Origin of the sequence: Pseudomonas sp. Nvir (assembly GCF_963778085.1) — a bacterium.
Lineage (GTDB): Bacteria > Pseudomonadota > Gammaproteobacteria > Pseudomonadales > Pseudomonadaceae > Aquipseudomonas > Aquipseudomonas juntendi.
Genome location: NZ_OY970405.1, coordinates 4,892,030 through 4,911,590, shown reverse-complemented (window position 1 = coordinate 4,911,590; position 19,561 = coordinate 4,892,030). Strand labels below are relative to the sequence as shown.

Sequence of the window (19,561 nt, the reverse complement as noted above, 5' to 3'; positions counted from 1 at the left end):
ATTCGCTTCTGGCCTAGGCAGCCAAAACTTAAAATGAGGGCCTGTCGAGGAACACCGCCATGAAACCCGCGTTACTGAAAAAACTGCTGCGCCTGCTTGCCGAGCTGGCGACCCTGTATGCCCTGTTTGCACTCGGTGGCCAGCTGGCCACTTGGCTGGGCTGGCCTATTCCCGGCGGGGTCATGGGCCTGGCGTTGTTGTTGCTGTTGTTCGCCGTGGGGGCACTGAAGCCAGCCATGCTCCAACTCGGCGCCGGTTGGTTGATGGCCGAAATGCTGCTGTTCTTCATTCCTGCACTGATGAGCCTGCTGGACTATGGCGCGCTGATCCGGGACGAGGGCTGGCGCATCCTGCTGGTGATCGCCGTGAGCACGCTGATGGTGATGGTGGTGACGGCCCTGACCGTCGAACTTGTGTGCCGCTGGAGCATGCGCCATGAGCCTTGAACCCATGCCGTTGTTCTGGCTGGCGCTGACGTTGCTGGCTTACCTGGGCAGCCGCTGGCTGTACCGGCGCAGCAAGCGCTACCTGCTGTCGCCGCTGATTCTGGTGCCGGTGTTGCTGCTGGCGGTGGCTGTGCCGCTGCACACCGCCTATGCCGAGTACGCGCGCAATACCCACTGGCTGATGGGCGTGCTCGGCCCGGTGACCGTGGCCTTTGCCGTGCCGATCTGGCAGCAGCGGGCCATGCTTGCCCGGCATTGGCCGGCCTTGCTGGTCGGCATGCTGGCGGGCAGCAGTGCGTCCATCGCCAGTTCCTGGGGGTTGGCGCACCTGCTGGCGCTGGACAATGCGACCAGCCTGTCGCTGGTGCCGCGTTCCATCACCACGCCCTTTGCCATGCCCTTGGCCCATGACCTGGGCGGTGTGCCCGAGCTGACGGCGGTGTTCGTGATGTTCACCGGGGTGCTCGGTGCCATGTTCGGTGGCGTGCTGCTGCGTTGGTTGCCGCTGCGCACGCCGTTGGCCCGGGGGGCATTGTTCGGCGTGGGCGCGCACGGCGCCGGGGTCAGCCGGGCCCAGGAAGTGGGCCGCGAGGAAGGCTCGGTGGCCGGCCTGGTCATGGTCCTGACCGGACTGCTGAACCTGTTCGCAGCACCGCTGCTGGCCATGTTGCTCTGACCGTTCGTGCCACTGACTCGCTCAGTCATCAAGCTGGCTGGCAACGCAAGTTCCACCCCTGGTAGGGCTGGCTAGACTCACCCTCGACATAGAGAGCACATGAAAGTGCCGAGGTGACATGCAATGACCGCAGCCTTGCCCTATCCAGTCCACACCACTTAACCGGGTTACTTCTGATGCCTTTGGCCGAAATTCCATTGTGCGTCTGGCGTACCCGGGGACAGAGCTTCACATTCCGGGGCCAGAGCATCCGCTACTGGACCGCAGGGCAAGGAGAGCCCCTGCTTCTTTTACACGGCTTCCCCACCGCCAGTTGGGACTGGCATTACCTGTGGGGGCCTTTGACGCAACGCTTTCGGGTGATTGCCTGCGACATGCTCGGTTTTGGCGATTCGGCCAAACCGGTGGACCACGCCTACAGCCTGATCGAGCAAGCCGACCTGCAGCAGGCGCTGCTCGCCCACTTGCAGGTGGACCAACCGGTGCACCTGCTGGCTCACGACTATGGCGGCAGCGTCGCTCAGGAGTTGCTGGCGCGGCACCATGAGCAGCGCGCCGAGGTAGCCAGCTGCGTATTTCTCAACAGTGGCCTGTTCGCCGAAAGCTGTCACCTGCTGCTGATCCAGAAGTTGCTGCTGAGCCGCTTCGGCTGGCTGGTGGGTCGCTCCTTCGGGCGTGACGACCTGGTGCGCAACATGACCCAGGTCCATGGCCCCTGCACCCACCCGAGCGAAAGTGCCCTGGACGATTTCTGGAGCCTGATCGCCGCCAACCGCGGTACGCGCGTGCTGCATAAACTGGTGGGCTACCTGCTGGAGCGCCGCCTGCACCGTGAGCGCTGGGTTGCGGCCATGCAGTGCCCAGGTGTGCCCATGCGGCTGATCAACGGCATGGTCGACCCATTGTCCGGCGCGCACATGCTTGAGCGTTACCGGCAACTGGTGCCACAGCCAGACACCGTGCAACTGCAGGGTATAGGCCACTACCCGCACACCGAGGCGCCGGTGCAGGTGCTGCGGCATTACCTGGCCTTTCGTGAGCAACCGCTGAGCTTTTGCCAGGCGAAAGTGGCGTGGTCCTGAGCGGGCCTCATGGCTCGGCGTTATTACCAGGCATTCAGCCTGCGTGAGCTTGATTGTCTGCTTGCCGCCGGCGGCAGACACTCGGCTGACCTGAACCTGCCTGGAGCCCTTGGCATGAGCGAGCCTGTACTTCTGCAAGATCGTGTGGTGATCGTTACCGGCGCCGGTGGCGGCCTGGGCCGTGCCCACGCGCTGCTGTTCGCCGCGCGCGGGGCCAAGGTGGTGGTCAACGACCTCGGCGGTTCCACCCACGGGGAGGGCGCCAGCGCCAGCGCTGCTGATCGGGTGGTGCAGGAGATTCGCGCCGCCGGGGGCAGTGCGGTTGCCAACCATGACTCGGTCAGCCAGGGTGCCCGCATTGTCGAGCAGGCCCTGGACAGCTATGGCCGCGTCGATGTCGTGGTGAACAACGCCGGCATCCTGCGTGACAAGACCTTCCACAAGATGGACGACAGCGACTGGGAGCAGGTTTACCAGGTGCATGTCGAAGGCGCCTACAAAGTTACCCGCGCGGCCTGGCCACACCTGCGTGAGCAGAACTGGGGGCGGGTGATATTCACGGCATCCACCTCTGGTATCTACGGTAATTTTGGCCAGGCCAATTACGGCATGGCCAAGCTGGGCCTGTACGGGCTTACCCGGACCTTGGCCATCGAAGGGCGCAAGCACGGTATCCTGGTCAACGCCATTGCCCCAACCGGCGGTACGCGCATGACGGAAGGGCTGATTCCCCCGCAGGTGTTCGAACGGCTCAAGCCGGAGTTGGTCAGCCCCTTGGTGGTGTACCTGGGCAGCGAACAGTGCCAGGGCAGCGGCGAGCTGTTCGAGGTGGGCGGGGGCTGGATCGGCAAGGTGCGCTGGGAGCGTAGCCTGGGGGTGGGTTTCGACCCGCGCGAAGGCTTTACGCCCGAGCAGGTCGCGCAGCAGTGGGAGCACATTGGTGATTTCGAAGGGGCAGTGCACCCGCAGGACAGCTTGCAGGCGCTGCAGCAGATGATGGCCAACCTGCAGAAATACCCGTTGTAAGGCCATTGTAAGGAGCGGCCTTGCGTCGCGAAAGGGGCGCGAAGCGGCCACAGGATTTCAGCGTTGGCGGCTAAATTGCAGGGGCTGCTTCGCAGCCCGTTCGCGACGCAAGGCCGCTCCTACAGGTGTCGCGTGGCCCTGAGGCTTTGCCGATGTCCGCGGGCGTCATTATTCAGCGCAAAAAAAAAAGCCGCTGCAAGCCGCAGCGGCCAATCGAGACGTTAGATCAAGGAGCTTCAAAATCTACGTCAGTGCACCTCGCAGGCCTGAAAGGCGGGGGGGAGAGCCCTTCATGCCGGCCAGTGAGTAAAGAATAAGCGCTTGATCCCGTAGGAAAAATAGCCGCTTATGACATTCACCTTTACGTTTCGGGCAACAGTTGCGCAACTGTTCAAGCCGCGGGCGAGTAGCCCATTCGCCAGCTGGTTTCCCGCGTTGCCGCCAGCAACCGCTGTGCCGCCGGGCCATGCTCGTCGGCATGGAAGATCGATGTAGGCCCGACCACGGTCATCACCGCCGCAACCTGCCCCAGGGCATTGAATACCGGGGCCGACAATGCATCCACGCCCGGCATCAACAAACCGTGTACATGGTGCAGGCCACGTTCGCGTATGCCGGCCAGTAGCGCTTGATAATCGTCGGCAGAGTGCTGCAGGGCGGCCAGTTCACGGTCACGCAGGTCTACCGTTTCCCGCTCGGGCAGGTAGGCAGCGAACACCAACCCGGTCGATGAGCTGAGCAGCGGCAGCACCGAACCGATCTGCGTCACCACGGTCACCGCCCGCACCGCGGGCTCGATGCTGACCACGGTCGCGCCCTGGTTACCCCACACGGCGATGAAGCAGCTTTCGTTCAGTTCGTCGCGCAGTTGCGACAGGGGCAGTGCAGCAATTTTCAGCACATCGATGCTGCCCAGCGCCGCCAGCCCCACCCGCAATGCCTCACGCCCCAGGCCGTAATGGTTGGTGGCAGCATCCTGTTCGGCAAACCCGCTGGCGATCAATGCCTGCAGGTAGCGGTGCACCTTGCTCGCCGGCATCTGCACATGCTCGGCCAGGCGTGACAACGAGGTGGAAGGGGCCAATTCAGCCAAGGCCTTGAGGATGTCGGTGCCGACCTCCGCAGAGCGGACTTTCTGCTTGCCGTTGTCGGCGGTGGTACTGGCTTTGGCCATGGACAGCTGCTTCCGGATTCTTCAGTCGGGCCTTTATAGCTTGACGCCATGCGCGGGGCAAATTACGTTATTCGTAATCTGATTACGATAAAAACAATGCAGACCCGCTGCCGCCCACCCCAGGGCCTGCAGCCAACTGCCCGCAACGGCTCGGCCAGAGCCCGGAGGCACCGATGAATCGCGATCCATCACCCGACCTTCACTACCTCAGCGGCTTCGGCAACGAGTTTGCCAGCGAAGCGCTGCCCGGTGCCTTGCCGGTCGGGCAGAACTCGCCGCAGCAGGCGCCCTACGGGCTGTACGCCGAACTGCTGTCCGGCACGGCGTTCACCATGGCCCGCAGCGAGCTGCGGCGGACCTGGTTGTACCGTATCCGCCCGTCTGCCTTGCACCCACGTTTCGAGCGCCTGGCGCGCCAACCGCTACAGGGCCCGCTGGGGGGCATCAACCCCAATCGCCTGCGCTGGGGCCCCCAGCCGATTCCCGCCGAACCCACCGACTTCATCGAAGGCTGGCTGCCGATGGTGGCCAACGCCACGGCAGACAAACCGAGCGGCGTGAGCATCTACATCTACCGCGCCAACCGCTCCATGGAACGGGTGTTCTTCAACGCCGATGGCGAACTGTTGCTGGTGCCGGAACAGGGTCGCCTGCGCATTGCCACCGAGCTGGGCGTGCTGCAGGTCGAGCCGCTGGAGATTGCGGTGATCCCGCGTGGCATGAAGTTCCGTGTCGAGTTGCTCGACGGCCAGGCCCGCGGCTACATCGCCGAAAACCACGGCGCCCCCTTGCGCCTCCCGGACCTGGGCCCGATCGGCAGCAATGGCCTGGCCAACCCGCGGGATTTCCTCACCCCGGTGGCGCACTACGAAGAAACCACCGGCCCGCAGCAGCTTGTCCAGAAGTTTCTGGGTGAGCACTGGGCCTGCGAACTTCAGCATTCGCCGCTGGACGTGGTTGCCTGGCATGGCAGCAACGTGCCGTACAAGTACGACCTGCGCCGCTTCAACACGTTGGGTACGGTCAGTTTCGACCACCCGGACCCGTCGATCTTCACCGTGCTGACGTCGCCGACCAGCGTGCATGGCCTGGCCAACATGGACTTCGTGATCTTCCCGCCGCGCTGGATGGTGGCCGAGAACACCTTCCGCCCACCGTGGTTCCACCGCAACCTGATGAACGAGTTCATGGGCCTGATCCAGGGTGCCTACGATGCCAAGGCCGAGGGCTTTCTGCCGGGTGGGGCGTCGTTGCACGGGGTGATGAGCGCCCACGGGCCCGATGCCGAAACCTGCGAAAAAGCCATTGCCGCCGAGTTGGCCCCGCACAAGGTCGACAACACCATGGCGTTCATGTTCGAGACCAGCCAGGTGCTGCGCCCGAGCGTGCAAGCGCTGCAATGCCCGCAATTGCAGGCCGACTACGATAGTTGCTGGGCCACCTTGCCGAGCACCTTCAACCCGAACCGGAGATAACCCATGAACCACACTGCCATTGCCCGTAGCTGGGTCGAGCACGCCAACGGGCACAGCGACTTCCCGCTGCAGAACCTGCCAATGGGCATCTTCAGCCGGCCAGGTGAAGCCAAGCGCTGTGGCGTGGCCATTGGCGACGCAATCCTCGACCTGGAGGCGGTGCTGGCCGCCGGCCTGTTCGACGGCGCAGCCAAGGCTGCCGTCGAGGCGACCCAGGGTGGGGCACTGAACGCATTCTTCGCATTGGGGTGCAGCGCGCGGTTGGCCCTGCGCGAACGCTTGCAGGCATTGCTGGGTGAACACAGCGAACACCAGGCGGCACTGAAGCCGGCCCTGCTCCACGCCGGCGACTGCCAGTTGCACGTACCGGCGCAGATCGGTGACTACACCGACTTCTACGTGGGTATCGAGCACGCCAAGAACGTCGGCAAGCTGTTCCGCCCCGACAACCCGTTGCTGCCCAACTACAAGTACGTGCCGATCGGTTATCACGGCCGTGCCTCGACCATCCGCCCCTCGGGTACCGAGGTGCGCCGGCCAAAGGGGCAGACCTTGCCGGCCGGGCACACCGAGCCCAGCTTTGGCCCCTGTGCGCGCCTGGACTACGAACTGGAACTGGGTATCTGGGTAGGCCAGGGCAACGCCATGGGTGAAGCGATTGCGGTAGGTGATGCTGCCGAACACGTGGCCGGCCTGTGCCTGCTCAACGACTGGTCGGCGCGCGACATCCAGGCCTGGGAATATCAGCCGCTGGGGCCGTTCTTGTCGAAAAGCTTCATTACCAGTATTTCGCCGTGGGTGGTCACCGCCGAGGCGCTGGCGCCGTTCCGCTGCGCCCAGCCGGCCCGGCCGCAAGGCGACCCGCAGCCACTGCCGTACCTGCTGGACGAGCGCGACCAGGCTGCGGGCGCGTTCGATATCGAGCTGGAAGTGCTGTTGCTGACCGCGCGCATGCGTGAGCAGGGCCTTGCCCCGCACCGCCTGACCTTGAGCAACACCCGCAGCATGTACTGGACCGTGGCCCAACTGGTTGCCCACCACAGCGTCAACGGCTGCCAGTTGCAGCCGGGCGACCTGTTCGGCTCGGGCACCCTCTCCGGTGCCACCCCTGGCTCGTACGGCAGCCTGCTGGAAATCACCGAAGGCGGCAAACTGCCGGTGGAGCTGGCCAGTGGCGAGGTGCGCAAGTTCCTCGAAGACGGTGACGAGATCATCCTGCGCGCCCGCTGCCAGCGTGACGGCGTGGCCAGCATCGGCTTCGGCGAATGCCGTGGCACGGTCGTCGCGGCCAACTGAGGGGGCAGGGCATGGAGCTGTACACCTATTACCGTTCCACCTCGTCGTACCGGGTGCGCATCGCGCTGGCACTCAAGGGCCTGGCCTACCAGGCCTTGCCGGTGAACCTGCTGCAAGGTGAACAGCGTGGCGCCGGCTACAGGGCCGTCAACCCGCAGGGCCGCGTGCCAGCCTTGCGCAATGACGGCGGTGAAGTGCTGGTGCAGTCGCCGGCGATCATCGAGTACCTGGAAGAGGTGTACCCACAGCCCGCCCTGCTGCCGGCCAATGCCGAGCGGCGGGCCAAGGTGCGCGGTGTGGCGGCGATCATCGGTTGCGACATTCACCCGCTGCACAATGTCAGCGTGCTGAACCGGCTGCGCCAGGGCGGTCAGGACGAGGGCCAGGTGAACGACTGGATCGCACACTGGATCAGCCAGGGGCTGGCGGCCGTGGAACAGTTGATTGGCGATGAGGGTTTCTGTTTTGGCGATACCCCGGGCCTGGCCGATGTGTACCTGATTCCGCAGTTGTACGCGGCTGAGCGTTTCGCTGTCGACCTTGGCGGTTGCCCGCGCATTCAACGGGTTGCCGCACTGGCAGCCGCGCACCCGGCATTCGCCCAGGCCCACCCGGCCCGGCAGCCGGACACCCCGGCTCAGTGAAGTGAGCGGTTCGTCGCCGGAAGCTTGCCGATGCGCTCGCACAGCTTCAGGCGCTGGACCGGGTCTTCCGTCAGCAGCAGGGCATGCTCCAGGTCGTAGCGTTCGGCTTGGGGGCAGTCCAGGTGTTGGTAAAGCGAGGCGCGGGTCATGTAGTCCGCGACCTGCACCGGCCCTAATCGCATGACCCGTTCGGCGTCGATCAACGCCGCCAGGTGGTTGTCATTGCTGATATGCAGTTGGCGCAGGTTGCGCGACAGGCGCTGCAGCATCTGCTGCGCGCTGGCGGTGCGCAGGTGCTCTGCCGTCAGCGGGAGGTCGGGGCCAAACTGGCGTGCCAGCAGCTCGCGACAGTCGCTGGGGTACAGGCGCCTGCCGCCACAGGGGTCGAGCAGGTGGTCGGCACCCGGCACGCGCAACAGGAAGTGCCCGGGAAAACCCACGCCCTCCAGCGGTATGCACAAACGCCTGGCCAGCTCGAGGGCGAGGATGGCCAGGGCCAGCGGTTGGCCTCGGCGGCGTTGCAGCACCTTGTCCAGCATGGCGGCATGTGGCCGCAACGGCAGGTATTCGTCTTGCACAAACCCCAGTGCATTCAGTTGACGCAGCAGAGGCTGTGCCAGTTCACTCAACGGTAGCATGGGCAGGTGGGCACTGATTTCGCGCTGCAGGTCGTGCACGGTGGCAAGGCTGGCGGCAGGCGCGACGTTAGGGTCGTGCTCGGCGGCAACCCACAATGCGGCTTCCAGCAGGGCGACGGGCTCGCGTTCCAGGCAGGCCAGGCAGGCTTGACGTGGGTTCATGGGGCTTCTCCACACTCGCTTGAGTATTAGCTGCCGTGCGGGGTTTCGTCCAGTGGTCTGCCGGCGGCTGCAAACATGAGGCCGGGCTTATACTGGGTGCAGCACCTGTTGGGGAGCCTGTCGATGTTCGCGCTGATGCAAAGCACCCGTACCCAGTCACTGCACTTGTTCACCGACCCGCCCACGGGCCTGAAAGCGGTGGTGGCGATCCACAGCCAGCAGTTGGGGCCGGCGCTGGGTGGCTGCCGCTACCTGCCGTACGCCGATGACGAAAGCGCCATGGCCGACGCGATTCGCCTGGCCCAGGGCATGAGCTACAAAGCGGCACTGGCGGGCTTGCCCGTTGGGGGCGGCAAGGCGGTGATCTTGCGCAACCCGCATGTGGAAAACCGCGCAGCTTTGTTCGAGGCCTTCGGCCGCTTCGTCGATACCTTGCAAGGGCGTTTCATCATTGCCGTGGACAGGCACCTCGACCCTGGACATGGACTGCATCGCCCAGAGCACGCCGCATGTGACCAGTACCACGGCCTCGGGTGATCCCTCACCGCATGCGGCAATGGGGGTATTCGCCGGCATCCGCGCCACGTCCTATGCCCGCTTGGGCAGCTACAACTTCGAAGGCCTGCGGGTAGCGGTGCAAGGGCTGGGTAATGTTGGCTACGCCCTGGCCGAACAACTGCATGCGGCGGGGGCGGAACTGTTGGTGAGTGACCTGGACACAGGGCGGGTACGGCTGGCTGTTGAGCAGCTCGATGCCCACCCGGTGACCCACGATGCGTTGATCAGCACCCCCTGCGACATCTTTGCCCCGTGCGGTGTGGGGCCGGTGCTGAACGGGCAGAGCGTGATGCAACTGCGCTGCGCGGCAGTGGCGGGGGCGGCGAACAACCAGCTGACCACCTTGCAGGTGGCTGACCAGCTGGAGACCCGCGGGATACTGTATGCGCCCGATTATGTGATCAATGCCGGTGGCTTGATTTACGTGGCGCTCACCCACCGTGGCGAAGACCTGGGCACCATCACCTCGCACCTGGCACGCATACCATCGCGGCTGACCGAAGTGTTCGGCCATGCCCAAGCAGAGAAACGCTCGCCGGCGCGGGTGGCGCAGATGTTGGCGGAGCGGTTGTTGTATGGCTGACGGGGTTTGTGTTGCATGCACCGGCCTCATCGCTGGCAAGCGAGCCCACGGGGATCGCATCAGGGCTGACAGGTGTTTGCCACAAGGTATGCAGCGCCTGTTAGAGCGAGCGCAGCTCGCGATGCGCCGCGCGGGCGGCGCTCGATCTCACAGGCACTGAAGATGCAGCGGCTACCCTTGCCAGGAACCATAGAATCTCCCACAGATACCCCACAACCTTCAAGACTTGTGCGTACCTGTGGAAATCCCCACAGATTTCTCACAATTCTCAAGATTTGCGGTACCTGTGGGAGCTGGCTTGCCAGCGATGAGGCCGGTGCAGGTAATCACTCGGCGGATTGCCCGTCGAGCAACTCGGCCAACGCATCCGGCTGGCTCTTGAACGCCCGGGCGAACACATCGCGATTCTTGGCCATGTAGATACCGGCTTCTTCAACCTGCTGCTCGGTCAGCGATGGCACTGCCTTATGCAGCACTTCAGCCAGGCGCTCTGCCAGTTCGAGCATTTTGTCGTGACGGTCGGCTTCTGCCTTATCCATGAACAAGCGCTCCGGGTCGCGGCTGCTGCGGTACACCACTTCGACGGCCATTCATCACCTCTATGCCTTTTTACTGGTTTGCAATTTACTGTATCTATATACAGTAATGGCAGTGTGGGTTGGTTCGCAAGCAGAAATTGCAGTGGGGTGTTTTGCGGGGGCGTCCGGCACAACATCTTTATCGCCTGTGAGATCGAGCGCCGCGCGGGCGGCGCTCGATCTCCCAGGCGCTGAAAATGCTGCGGCAACCCCCTGCCAGCCCTCCTGCAACCTAGAGCCAAACCCTCACTGCTTCATCCCCAGCTCGGCATCATCCATCAGCGCCTTGGCCATCGCACTCAAGTAATGCGCAGCCCATATCATCATCGGCTTCCCATCCATCAACCCGGTGATGGTCAATTCGCGCACATACCCCATCAACTCCGAAGACTGTTCGCGGGCATCCCTGCACGGGATACCGGGCTCGATGCGGAATAGCGGGTGGGTGCCGTTTTCGCCCTGGTAGAAAGTGGTCTTGCCGACGGTGAACTGGGTGTCTTCTGTGGTCATTGGTCAGTCCCCTGATGTGCCTTTGGAATCAGGGTGTATTCGAGGGAATGGATGTAGCGGGGCGGATCGGGGATAACTCTCAGCATGATGTAGGCCTGTTCAAAATTGGGGCCACCACCTTCTGCTGTCAAACATCAAGGCGGCAGCTGTACATGGGTTGACAGACCGGTGAACAGAACCAAAAGCCGGCGCACACGAGGTGCCCCATGACAGCTGCCATAACGGCTAAGCCATGTGGTTAGTTCAGGGCGGCCTGTCAAAGCCGGTCGTTGATTGGCAACGACCGCCCGAGACTAGTGCGCACCACCGAACACCACAATGGCAGGGAGTATCTTTGGGAAATGCCCTACAAGGAAGGGCTTAAATCTGATTTTCTGCTGGCGCAATGCCATTTCATTTTCTGCAGCTTGCCATGCCACAAAGTGCCTTGCGGCAATCGGCCGCCTTCCCATGGCAGGGGCTTGGCCCTTTAACTGCATGGCAGAAACGTCACACCCGTGGCGCATCATCCTTGAAAGTCGTAGTGGGGAATGAAACATCGTGAACATCAAATGGGCAGAAAAACTGCGCAAGGGCCTGCACGGCTCGGCCGACTCGCTGGGCAACCTGTGCGTCGAAGCCTTCCATTACCTTGCCCTGTTCGGCATCGGCGCCATCACCGCCTATGCGGCGGTGGTCACCTTCCTGGACATGCTCGGCAAGGGCGGGATCAGCGTCGATGACATCCTGCTGCTGTTTATCTACCTGGAGCTGGGGGCCATGGTCGGGATCTACTTCAAGACCAACCACATGCCCATCCGCTTCCTCTTGTACGTGGCAATCACCGCGCTCACCCGCCTGCTGATCGGCGATGTTTCGCACCACAAGGCGCCGGATGAAGGGCTGCTGTACCTGTGCGGGGGCATTCTGCTGCTGGCGTTCTCGATCCTGGTGGTGCGCTACGCCTCGTACCGCTACCCCTCGACCAAGGTGCTGGATGCCAACGGCAAGCAAGTGGAAGAGGGCAAGTAGGCCTCAGCGGCATAGGTGAGCAGCACAACACCGCAGGTCGCGGAAAGCTGCGGCTTTTTCTTACAGACGCCTCTGAAAATCCAAAGAACGCGCATCACGCCAACGTATGGCACCCTGTTGTCCAAACCCAGAAAATCCCTGGGTTATGGCTTTTTGATATTGCCCTCCCTGGGCTGTAACCCACGGAGGGCGTGGCCTGCGCACGGTTGACACCATGGCGCACAAGCCTATTAACTCAGCAGCTCTCAAGGAGGGTAACCCGGCACATGACTTGATTCATGCCGAGCGTTTACAGGGAGATGCTGATGGTCATGGCGCGTCTTGACGCTATCGCAAGCCGTTCCGTACCTGGCGAACAGGAGTAATCCCTCATGTTCGAAGCAGCCAGGTTCGGCGACGATATTTCACACACCGGCGCATTGGGCGGTTTCCTGCTGGGGGCCGCTCTGGGTATCGCACTGGTGGCCAGCGTGGCCACCGTGGCCTTTGCCACCTTCACCTGCGGGTTCGGCGTAGCTTTGCTGGCAGGTCTCGCGGCGGGGGTTGGCGGCAGCTTGCTGACCGCTGCCGGCGAGGCGTTTGGCGGCCTGTTTTCATCCCCCTCAGGGACGATACTGACTGCCTCGCCCAACGTCTTCATCAACAGCCGCAAGGCCGCCCGCGTCGAAAAGAGCCTGGGCGCTTGCAGCAAGCACCCCGGCCAGGTGCAGATCGCCGAGGGCTCGACCAACGTCTTCATCAATGGCGTGGCGGCCGCGCGCAAGGGCGACAAGCTGACTTGCGGCGCGACCATTTCCGGTGGTTCGAACAATGTCTACATCGGCGGCGGCACTTACCGTTACCTGCCGGTGGACGACGAAGTCCCTGAATGGCTACGCACCACAGTGGATACGTTGATGGCCGTCGCCGGTGCCGCCGGCATGATCGCCCAATTGATCAAGGTCGGCACCCAAGCCGGCATGAAAGCCATCATGCCTTGCGCCCTGAAGTTCACCGCAGGCTTCATCGCAGGTGAGGTGGCCAGCCGCTACGTGGTCGAACCCGTGGCGCGCAGAGCCATCGGTGGCCTGGTCGGCAACCCCGTCGACCTCACGACGGGCCGCAAGCTGATCCCCGATGAAATCGACTTCAGCCTGCCGGGCCTGATGCCGATCGAGTGGTCGCGCTTCTACGCCAGCGACCTGACCGTCGACAGCGTGCTCGGCCGCGGCTGGATACTACCGTGGGAACAGAGTCTGCGTCGCAGCGGCAGTTTCATCTACCTCACCGACAACCAGGGCCGCGAAATCCCCTTCGTGACCCTGCAACCGGGTGAGCGGATCTACAACCCGCACGAGCAGGTGTACCTGGTGTGCACCGAGGGCGGCCACTACATCCTGCAGACCCTCGACAACCTGTTCTTCTACTTCGGTGAAGTGCCAGACACCAACACCGAAGTGCCGCTGCAGCGTATCGAGAACGTCCTCGGCCACTTCCTCCACTTCACCCGCACGCCTGACGGTACCCTGACCGACATCAGCGCCACCGGCGGCACCCGCGTGCACTTGCACTACGACCACCCGCTGGGCCGCCTGACCGATATCAAGCGCGTGGTGGACAACCATGCGGTCGAAACGCTCACCCAGTACCGTTACGACGAGCATGGCCAGCTGAGCGCGGTGCGCAACCGCAACGGCGACAGCGTGCGCAGTTTCAGCTATGTCGAAGGCCTGATGGTGACCCACAGCAACGCCTTGGGCCTGGGCTGCCACTACCGCTGGGAAACCCTCGGCGGCAAACCGCGTGTGGTCGAGCACTGGACCAGCGATGGCGAGCACTACCATTTCCGCTACGACCTCGACGCCCGCACCAGCTGGGCCACCGATGTGCTTGGCCGGGAACTGGAAGTGCAGTACAACGCCGACCACCGCGTGGTCGCCAGTCGCGATTATGGTGGCGAGCGTTACGCCATCGAGCTGGACGAAAACGGTAATATGGTTGGCCTGACCTTGCCGGACGGTAACCGCCTGCAATTCAAGTACGACGAGTTCTCCCGCTTGCTCGAAGAGGCCGACCCGCTGGGCCGCAAGACCACCTACGAATATCACCACCTGACTACACTGGTGACCCAGGTCAGCTACCCGGACGGCAGCACCTGGCGAGCGCGCTACGACGACAAGGGCAACCTGCTCGCCGAATTCGATGCCCTCGGCCAGATGACCGAGTACCTGAACAGCGATGACGGCCTGCCGCACACGATCATCGATGCGACCTACAAGTCCAAGTACCTGTGGTGGAACACCCTGGCCCAGGTCGAGCGTTACCAGGACTGCTCGGGCAAGAGCACGTACTACCGCTATGACGAGCGCCAGCACCTGGTCGCGGTAACGAACGCGCTGAATCAGACCACCACACTGGAGCGCAAGCCCGACGGCGAAGTGCTGCGTATCAGCCACCCGGACGGCACCACGGAAACCTTCACTTACAACGGCCTTGGCCAGGTGCTCAGCCACACCGATGGCAAAGGCCAGACCACCCGCCTGCTGCGCACTTCCCGTGGTTTGCCCAGTAACCGTCAGGACCCGAAAGGAGAGATGGTTCGCTACGGCTATGACAAGGCCTTGCGACTGACGTCGCTGGTCAACGAGAACAACGCGACCTACAGCTTTGCCTACGACGTGTCGGACCGGCTGATTGAAGAGGTGCGGGTAGATAACCTGACCCGGCGTTTCAGCTACAACGTCGGTGGCCATCTGACGCGACTGGATGAGATTGGCTATGGCGAGAATGCCGAACGGCCCGAGCGCCATACGCTGTTCGAGCGTGATGCCATTGGCCGCTTGATCGCCAAGATCAACAGCGATGCAACGCAGACATTCGCTTATGACGATGGCGACCGGTTGCTGAGCATCGAGCGGCAACCAACTGGGACAAGCAAGAAGTTTGGTATCACGGAAGAAAAGCTCAAGTACGCCTATGACCTGCTGGGCCGGCTGACGCAGGAAATCACGCCCGACGGGACGCTGGGCTATGAGTACGACCCGCTCAGTAACCTGACCACGCTGACTCTGCCAGATGGCCGCAAGGTCAACCACCTGTACTACGGCAGCGGTCACCTGCACCAGTTGAACGTGGACGGCCAGGTCATCAGCGACATGGAGCGCGATGACCTGCACCGCGAGGTGTACCGCACCCAGGGCAAGCTCACCAGTTGCTTCGGTTATGACGCCATGGGGCGCAAGGCCTGGCAGTTTGCCTCGACCTTGCCGGCCGACAAGCTCTCGCAGGTGCACAACACCGGCATCAATACCTCTTTGCTGGTCGAGCACGCCTACAACCCGATCCACCGCCGTTACCAGTACGACCCGGCCGGTGAACTGGTACGTACGCTGGACAAGCTGCGTGGCGAGATCAAGTACGAGTATGAAGCCAATGGCCAGTTGCGCAGTCGCGATACCGGCTCGCTGATCGGCAGTGAGGAGTTCCGCTACGACCCGGCAGCCAACCGGTTGGACTTCAATGCGCGGCAGTTTGCCAAGGTCAAGGACAACCGCATCAAACAGTGGCGGGATCAGGAGTACCGCTACGACCCGTGGGGCAACCTGGTCGAGAAACGCTCGGGGCACAGCAAGCTGCAGCACTTTATCTATGACTGCGAGAACCGGCTGGTGCGGGCGGAGACGTTGGTCAATGGCAAGCTGGCAAGCCGAGGCGAGTACCGTTACGACAGCCTTGGGCGGCGGGTGGCCAAGCGGGCTGAGATCAATGGTGAAGTCGAGCACAAGCGCTTTCTTTGGCAAGGGCTGAGGATGCTGCGGGAAGAGACGCCTGGGCAGAACAGCTTGTACCTGTATGAACCGGGTAGCTATGCGCCGTTGGCGCGGGTTGATCAGGCTGAAGGGGAAGCGCAGAAGCTTTATTACTTCCATACTGACCAGATTGGTACACCGTTGGAACTGACGGATAGAGATGGCAGGATCGTTTGGCAGGCGTCGTATCGCTCATGGGGTGCAATAGAGAGTCTGCCCATCAATGAGGTCGATCAGCACCTGCGCTTTCAAGGCCAGTACTTGGATATCGAAACGGAATTGCACTATAACACGTTCCGCTACTACGATCCGGGAGTCGGTAAATACATATCGCATGATCCGATAGGCATGTTAGGCGGAATAAATTTATATCAATATGCGCCGAATCCTGTTAGTTGGTTGGATCCTTTTGGGTGGCTTACCTATAATACGATGCCTGCGATAGATGGTTTTCAGAAGCATCATATTATCCCGCAACAATTGTCTAATCATGCGGCAATGCAGGTTGGGGAGGTTAATATACATAAATTATCCAATATTATTTATTTGCCAAAGTATGAAAAGAACCATCCTGTGCGGACGGTGCACCGTGGGTCTCATGCGCAATATACTTCAAATGTAGAGAGGAAGCTGGATATTATTCATGAATACGGCAAAAAAAACGGCTGGTCTAAAGCGGATTACCAAAAGGCTATTCACGGAGTCATGGTTGATGAGAGAAAGGGGCTGCGCGCAGGTAAAACGATGCTGAATAAAAACTCTGTAAGAGGGGCAACTTGTGGCTAAAAACTTTATACTTTCTATTTCAGAAGATTACCCCGAGAGTTACTGGCTGAAGATAAAGATGTTGTCGGGTGAGGAATCTGGGGTATTTAAAGAGGGTGTGGCTGTAAGCAAGGATATAAAGGTCTGCTTCGAGGCATCAAAAAGGGTCAGCTTCTCAAAACTCTTGAGCTATGATTTTTTTTACAGTGACGGCCCGAATTTGATTTCGCCTAGGCTCTACGAATTAATGAAGGCAGAAGGAATTTCTGGTGTTCAGTTCGTGGATGCGGATCTACTGATAGGTGAGGTTGCCTATACTGGCTACAAAGTGTTAAATGTGATTGATAAATCGCCAGCTTTTAACTTGAAGGAGTCCATTAGCGAGCCATTGCTTAGTTACATGCCAGATGGCCCTAGATGCTTCAGTAAGATAGTATTGGACGATGAGGCAATACTTTCTAGTGATGTCGTTAGGGCTGAAGAAGAAAGCCCGATCATTGTTGTGACCGCTCGCGTCAAGTCTATTTTTGAAAATAACGCGATTCGCGGGGTGCAGTTTAAGGATTAGACATTTTGTCTTCAGGTTTTTCGAAATTTACTTTCTCCATAAGTTTTTGTTGTGGGAGTCTGGTGGCGTGATCTTTAACAGTTAAGTATTGGGCTGGCTTTGCCATAGTGTTGGCGGATCCAGTATTTTTACGGCATATGTCGGCATGTACAACCCTTACAAGCAGGTATACTTTTGTGCACCAAGGGCGACCACTTCCTGCACTTCACTCGAACATCGACGGAACATTGACTGACATCGGCGCCACCGGCGGGCTCCGCGTGCATCTGCAGTACGACAACCCGCTGGATAGTCTAACCGATATAAAGTGCGTGATGGACAACGAAGCGGTGGGAACGGTTTCACCACCTGACCATGCTGGTGACCCAGGTCAGCTACCCGGACGGCAGCACCTGGCGAGCGCGCTACGACAAGGGCAACCTGCTCGCCGAATTCGATGCCCTCGGCCAGATGACCGAGTGCCTGAACAGCGATGAGGGCCTGCCGCACACCATCATCGATGCGACCTACAAGTCCAAGTACCTGTGGTGGAACACCCTGGCCCAGGTCGAGCGCTACCAGGACTGCTCGGGCAAGAGCACGTACTACCGCTATGACGAGCGCCAGCACCTGGTCTCGGTAACGGACGCGCTGAACCAGACCACCACGCTGGAGCGCAAGCCCGACGGCTAAGTGCTGCGTATCAGCCCGGGGAGGTCAACGAGTAGACTTTGTTATCAAAAACGCCGAGGGGACTGGTACTGCAAAGGAAGTTACGAGCCTCACTGCACTCAAATTTGCACAGTTGGAAAAAGAAATGCGTATTCGTGAGGTTGGAGAGATATTTGTACGTGAGCCAGGGGCAAAAAAATTAATTGAAATTGATGATATTTCAACTGTGATTCATGCAAGGTAAGAGGCGTTGTAAATGAGTGACTTGGATTTCACGCTATGTAGTATTCCGATGCTTTTGAGTCGTAATAAAAGCGAGGCTTATCAGAGGCAGGTTGTTGATCGATATACTGCGATAATGAAATTTTTGTGGGCGAAAAAACTTATAAAATTAAACCCATTTGACGATAAGGGGGGCTGAGACTGGATCTGGTTATTAAAAAATCTGATGTTACCAGTGAGTGCTTGGACCTATTTAAGAAAGCAATCCCAGCTTGGCATTCATTTGTTGATAAAGGTGGAAAGGTTGAGGATGTAAGCAGGCTCGAGAGGGCCTTGGCTAAAATGCACTGACCCTGCCGGATCGGGCTCAGGTCAATCAGCTGTACTACGGAAGCGGGCATCTGCACCAGTTGTACCTGAACGGTCAGGTGATCAGCACGTGGAGCGGAATGATCTGCACCATGGGGTGTACCGCACCCAGGGCAAGCTCACCAGTTGCTTCGGCTACGACGCCATGGGGCGTAAGGCCTGGCAATACGCCTCGACCTTACCGGCCGACAAGCTGTCGCAGGTGCACAACATCGGTATCAACACCTCATTGCTGGTCGAGCATGCCTACAACCGATCCACCGCCGTTACCAGTACGACCCGGCCGGTGAACTGGTGCGCACCCTCGACAAGCTGCGTGGCGAGATCAAGTACGAATATGAAGCCAATGGCCAGTTGCGCAGCCGTGATACCGGCTCGCTGGTGGGCAGCGAGGAATTCCGCTACGACCCGGCAGCCAACCGGTTGGACTTCAATGCGCGGCAGTTTGCCAAGGTCAAGGACAACCGCATCAAACAGTGGCGGGATCAGGAGTACCGCTACGACCCGTGGGGCAATCTGATCGAGAAACGCTCGGGGCACAGCAAGCTGCAGTACTTTACCTATGACTGCGAGAACCGGCTGGTGCGGGCGGAGACGTTGGTCAATGGCAAGCTGGCAAGCCGAGGCGAGTACCGTTACGACAGCCTTGGGCGGCGGGTGGCCAAGCGGGCTGAAATCAACGGCGAGGTCGAACAGAAGCGCTTTCTTTGGCAGGGCTAAGGATGCTGCGTGAGGAGACGCCGAAGCAGAGCATCTTGTACCTGTATGAGCCGGGTAGTTATGCGCCGTTGGCGCGGGTTGATCAGGCTGAAGGGGAAGCGCAGAAGCTTTATTACTTCCATACTGACCAGATTGGTACACCGTTGGAACTGACGGATAGAGATGGCAGGATCGTTTGGCAGGCGTCGTATCGCTCATGGGGTGCAATAGAGAGTCTGCCCATCAATGAGGTCGATCAGCACCTGCGCTTTCAAGGCCAGTATTTTGATGGCGAAATCGGGCTGTATTACAACTTTCCGATTCTATGATGCGGAAGCGGGGAGATTCATTACCCAGGATCCAGTAGGGTTGGCTGGAGGATTGAATCTCTATCAGTACGGACCTAACCCGCAAAACTGGGTTGACCCTCTAGAGTGGACGTGCTCAGCTGCCTTGACAGTAAGTAAGCCCAAAGCATTGTCAAGCCCGGGGCTTTCTAGTGCGGGAAAAACTTTTTTAGAGAAGCAGTTTATAAAAAAGAAAAATGCACTCAACCGGGCTGCTAAGCGAGGTGAGCTGGTTTGGTCACCTGGAACGCATGATGTCCGAATTTCTTCGCTTCAAGCGTCGTATCGAAAAG

General features: G+C 60.5%; 14 protein-coding genes and 2 pseudogenes. 12 read left to right on the top strand and 4 right to left on the bottom strand.

Annotated elements, in window-relative coordinates; translation table 11 throughout:
• The first annotated feature begins 59 nt into the window (after positions 1–59).
• The 4 genes from AACG97_RS23585 (at position 60) to AACG97_RS23570 (ending at position 3,230) form a co-directional block, all read left to right on the top strand.
• Positions 60–446: a CidA/LrgA family protein gene (locus tag AACG97_RS23585; protein ID WP_009682672.1), complete on the top strand. Its 387-nt coding sequence runs from the start codon at positions 60–62 to the stop codon at positions 444–446.
• Positions 436–1,122 carry an LrgB family protein gene (locus AACG97_RS23580; RefSeq protein WP_009682673.1) on the top strand — a complete coding sequence of 229 codons (687 nt, stop codon included), beginning with the start codon at positions 436–438 and terminating at the stop codon, positions 1,120–1,122. Before AACG97_RS23585 ends, AACG97_RS23580 begins: the two co-directional genes overlap by 11 nt.
• A 176-nt stretch (positions 1,123–1,298) precedes the next feature.
• On the top strand, positions 1,299–2,204 hold the full coding sequence (locus tag AACG97_RS23575) for an alpha/beta fold hydrolase (protein WP_029886900.1): 906 nt from the start codon (positions 1,299–1,301) through the stop codon (positions 2,202–2,204).
• Positions 2,205–2,318: 114 nt separating this feature from the next.
• Positions 2,319–3,230 carry an SDR family oxidoreductase gene (locus tag AACG97_RS23570; protein WP_009682675.1) on the top strand — a complete coding sequence of 304 codons (912 nt, stop codon included), beginning with the start codon at positions 2,319–2,321 and terminating at the stop codon, positions 3,228–3,230.
• A 391-nt stretch (positions 3,231–3,621) separates the two neighbouring features.
• On the opposite strand, the gene AACG97_RS23565 is transcribed toward AACG97_RS23570, so the two are convergent.
• Positions 3,622–4,404 carry an IclR family transcriptional regulator gene (locus AACG97_RS23565; protein ID WP_009682676.1) on the bottom strand — a complete coding sequence of 261 codons (783 nt, stop codon included), beginning with the start codon at positions 4,402–4,404 and terminating at the stop codon, positions 3,622–3,624.
• Between the two features lie 173 nt (positions 4,405–4,577).
• Here AACG97_RS23565 and hmgA point away from each other — a divergent pair, with 173 nt between their 5' ends.
• The 3 genes from hmgA to maiA are packed head-to-tail and all read left to right on the top strand — an operon-like array spanning position 4,578 to position 7,819.
• Entirely contained in the window at positions 4,578–5,879 is a 1,302-nt protein-coding gene (gene hmgA, locus AACG97_RS23560; RefSeq protein WP_009682677.1) for a homogentisate 1,2-dioxygenase, read from the top strand.
• Positions 5,880–5,882: 3 nt separating this feature from the next.
• Positions 5,883–7,175, top strand: coding sequence for a fumarylacetoacetase (gene fahA, locus AACG97_RS23555; protein WP_009682678.1), 1,293 nt, complete (start codon positions 5,883–5,885; stop codon positions 7,173–7,175).
• 11 nt (positions 7,176–7,186) lie between these two features.
• A complete protein-coding gene (gene maiA, locus AACG97_RS23550) occupies positions 7,187–7,819 on the top strand; it encodes a maleylacetoacetate isomerase (RefSeq protein WP_009682679.1) in 633 nt (210 codons plus the stop codon).
• On the opposite strand, the gene AACG97_RS23545 is transcribed toward maiA, so the two are convergent.
• Positions 7,813–8,619: a SirB1 family protein gene (locus AACG97_RS23545; RefSeq protein ID WP_009682680.1), complete on the bottom strand. Its 807-nt coding sequence runs from the start codon at positions 8,617–8,619 to the stop codon at positions 7,813–7,815. The two genes, maiA and AACG97_RS23545, sit on opposite strands and share 7 nt — an antisense overlap.
• Positions 8,620–8,742: 123 nt before the next feature.
• Between AACG97_RS23545 and AACG97_RS23540 the strand changes: the two are divergent.
• Positions 8,743–9,760 (top strand): annotated as a pseudogene (locus AACG97_RS23540) (Leu/Phe/Val dehydrogenase).
• Between the two features lie 326 nt (positions 9,761–10,086).
• Here the strand turns inward: AACG97_RS23540 and AACG97_RS23535 are convergent.
• Entirely contained in the window at positions 10,087–10,350 is a 264-nt protein-coding gene (locus AACG97_RS23535) for a YebG family protein (RefSeq protein ID WP_009681698.1), read from the bottom strand.
• Positions 10,351–10,584: 234 nt separating this feature from the next.
• Positions 10,585–10,848 carry a DUF3077 domain-containing protein gene (locus AACG97_RS23530; protein ID WP_009681699.1) on the bottom strand — a complete coding sequence of 88 codons (264 nt, stop codon included), beginning with the start codon at positions 10,846–10,848 and terminating at the stop codon, positions 10,585–10,587.
• 540 nt (positions 10,849–11,388) lie between these two features.
• Here AACG97_RS23530 and AACG97_RS23525 point away from each other — a divergent pair.
• The 4 genes and pseudogenes from AACG97_RS23525 to AACG97_RS28165 all read left to right on the top strand — a co-directional run.
• Positions 11,389–11,859, top strand: coding sequence for a phosphate-starvation-inducible protein PsiE (locus AACG97_RS23525; RefSeq protein WP_009681701.1), 471 nt, complete (start codon positions 11,389–11,391; stop codon positions 11,857–11,859).
• Positions 11,860–12,230: 371 nt separating this feature from the next.
• Positions 12,231–16,433, top strand: a complete 4,203-nt coding sequence (locus AACG97_RS23520; RefSeq protein ID WP_182275426.1) for an RHS repeat-associated core domain-containing protein — start codon at positions 12,231–12,233, stop codon at positions 16,431–16,433.
• Entirely contained in the window at positions 16,426–16,980 is a 555-nt protein-coding gene (locus AACG97_RS23515) for a hypothetical protein (protein WP_009684297.1), read from the top strand. Before AACG97_RS23520 ends, AACG97_RS23515 begins: the two co-directional genes overlap by 8 nt.
• A gap of 342 nt (positions 16,981–17,322) precedes the next feature.
• Positions 17,323–19,350, top strand: a pseudogene (locus AACG97_RS28165) (RHS repeat-associated core domain-containing protein); the annotation flags it as partial.
• Positions 19,351–19,561: the final 211 nt, after the last annotated feature.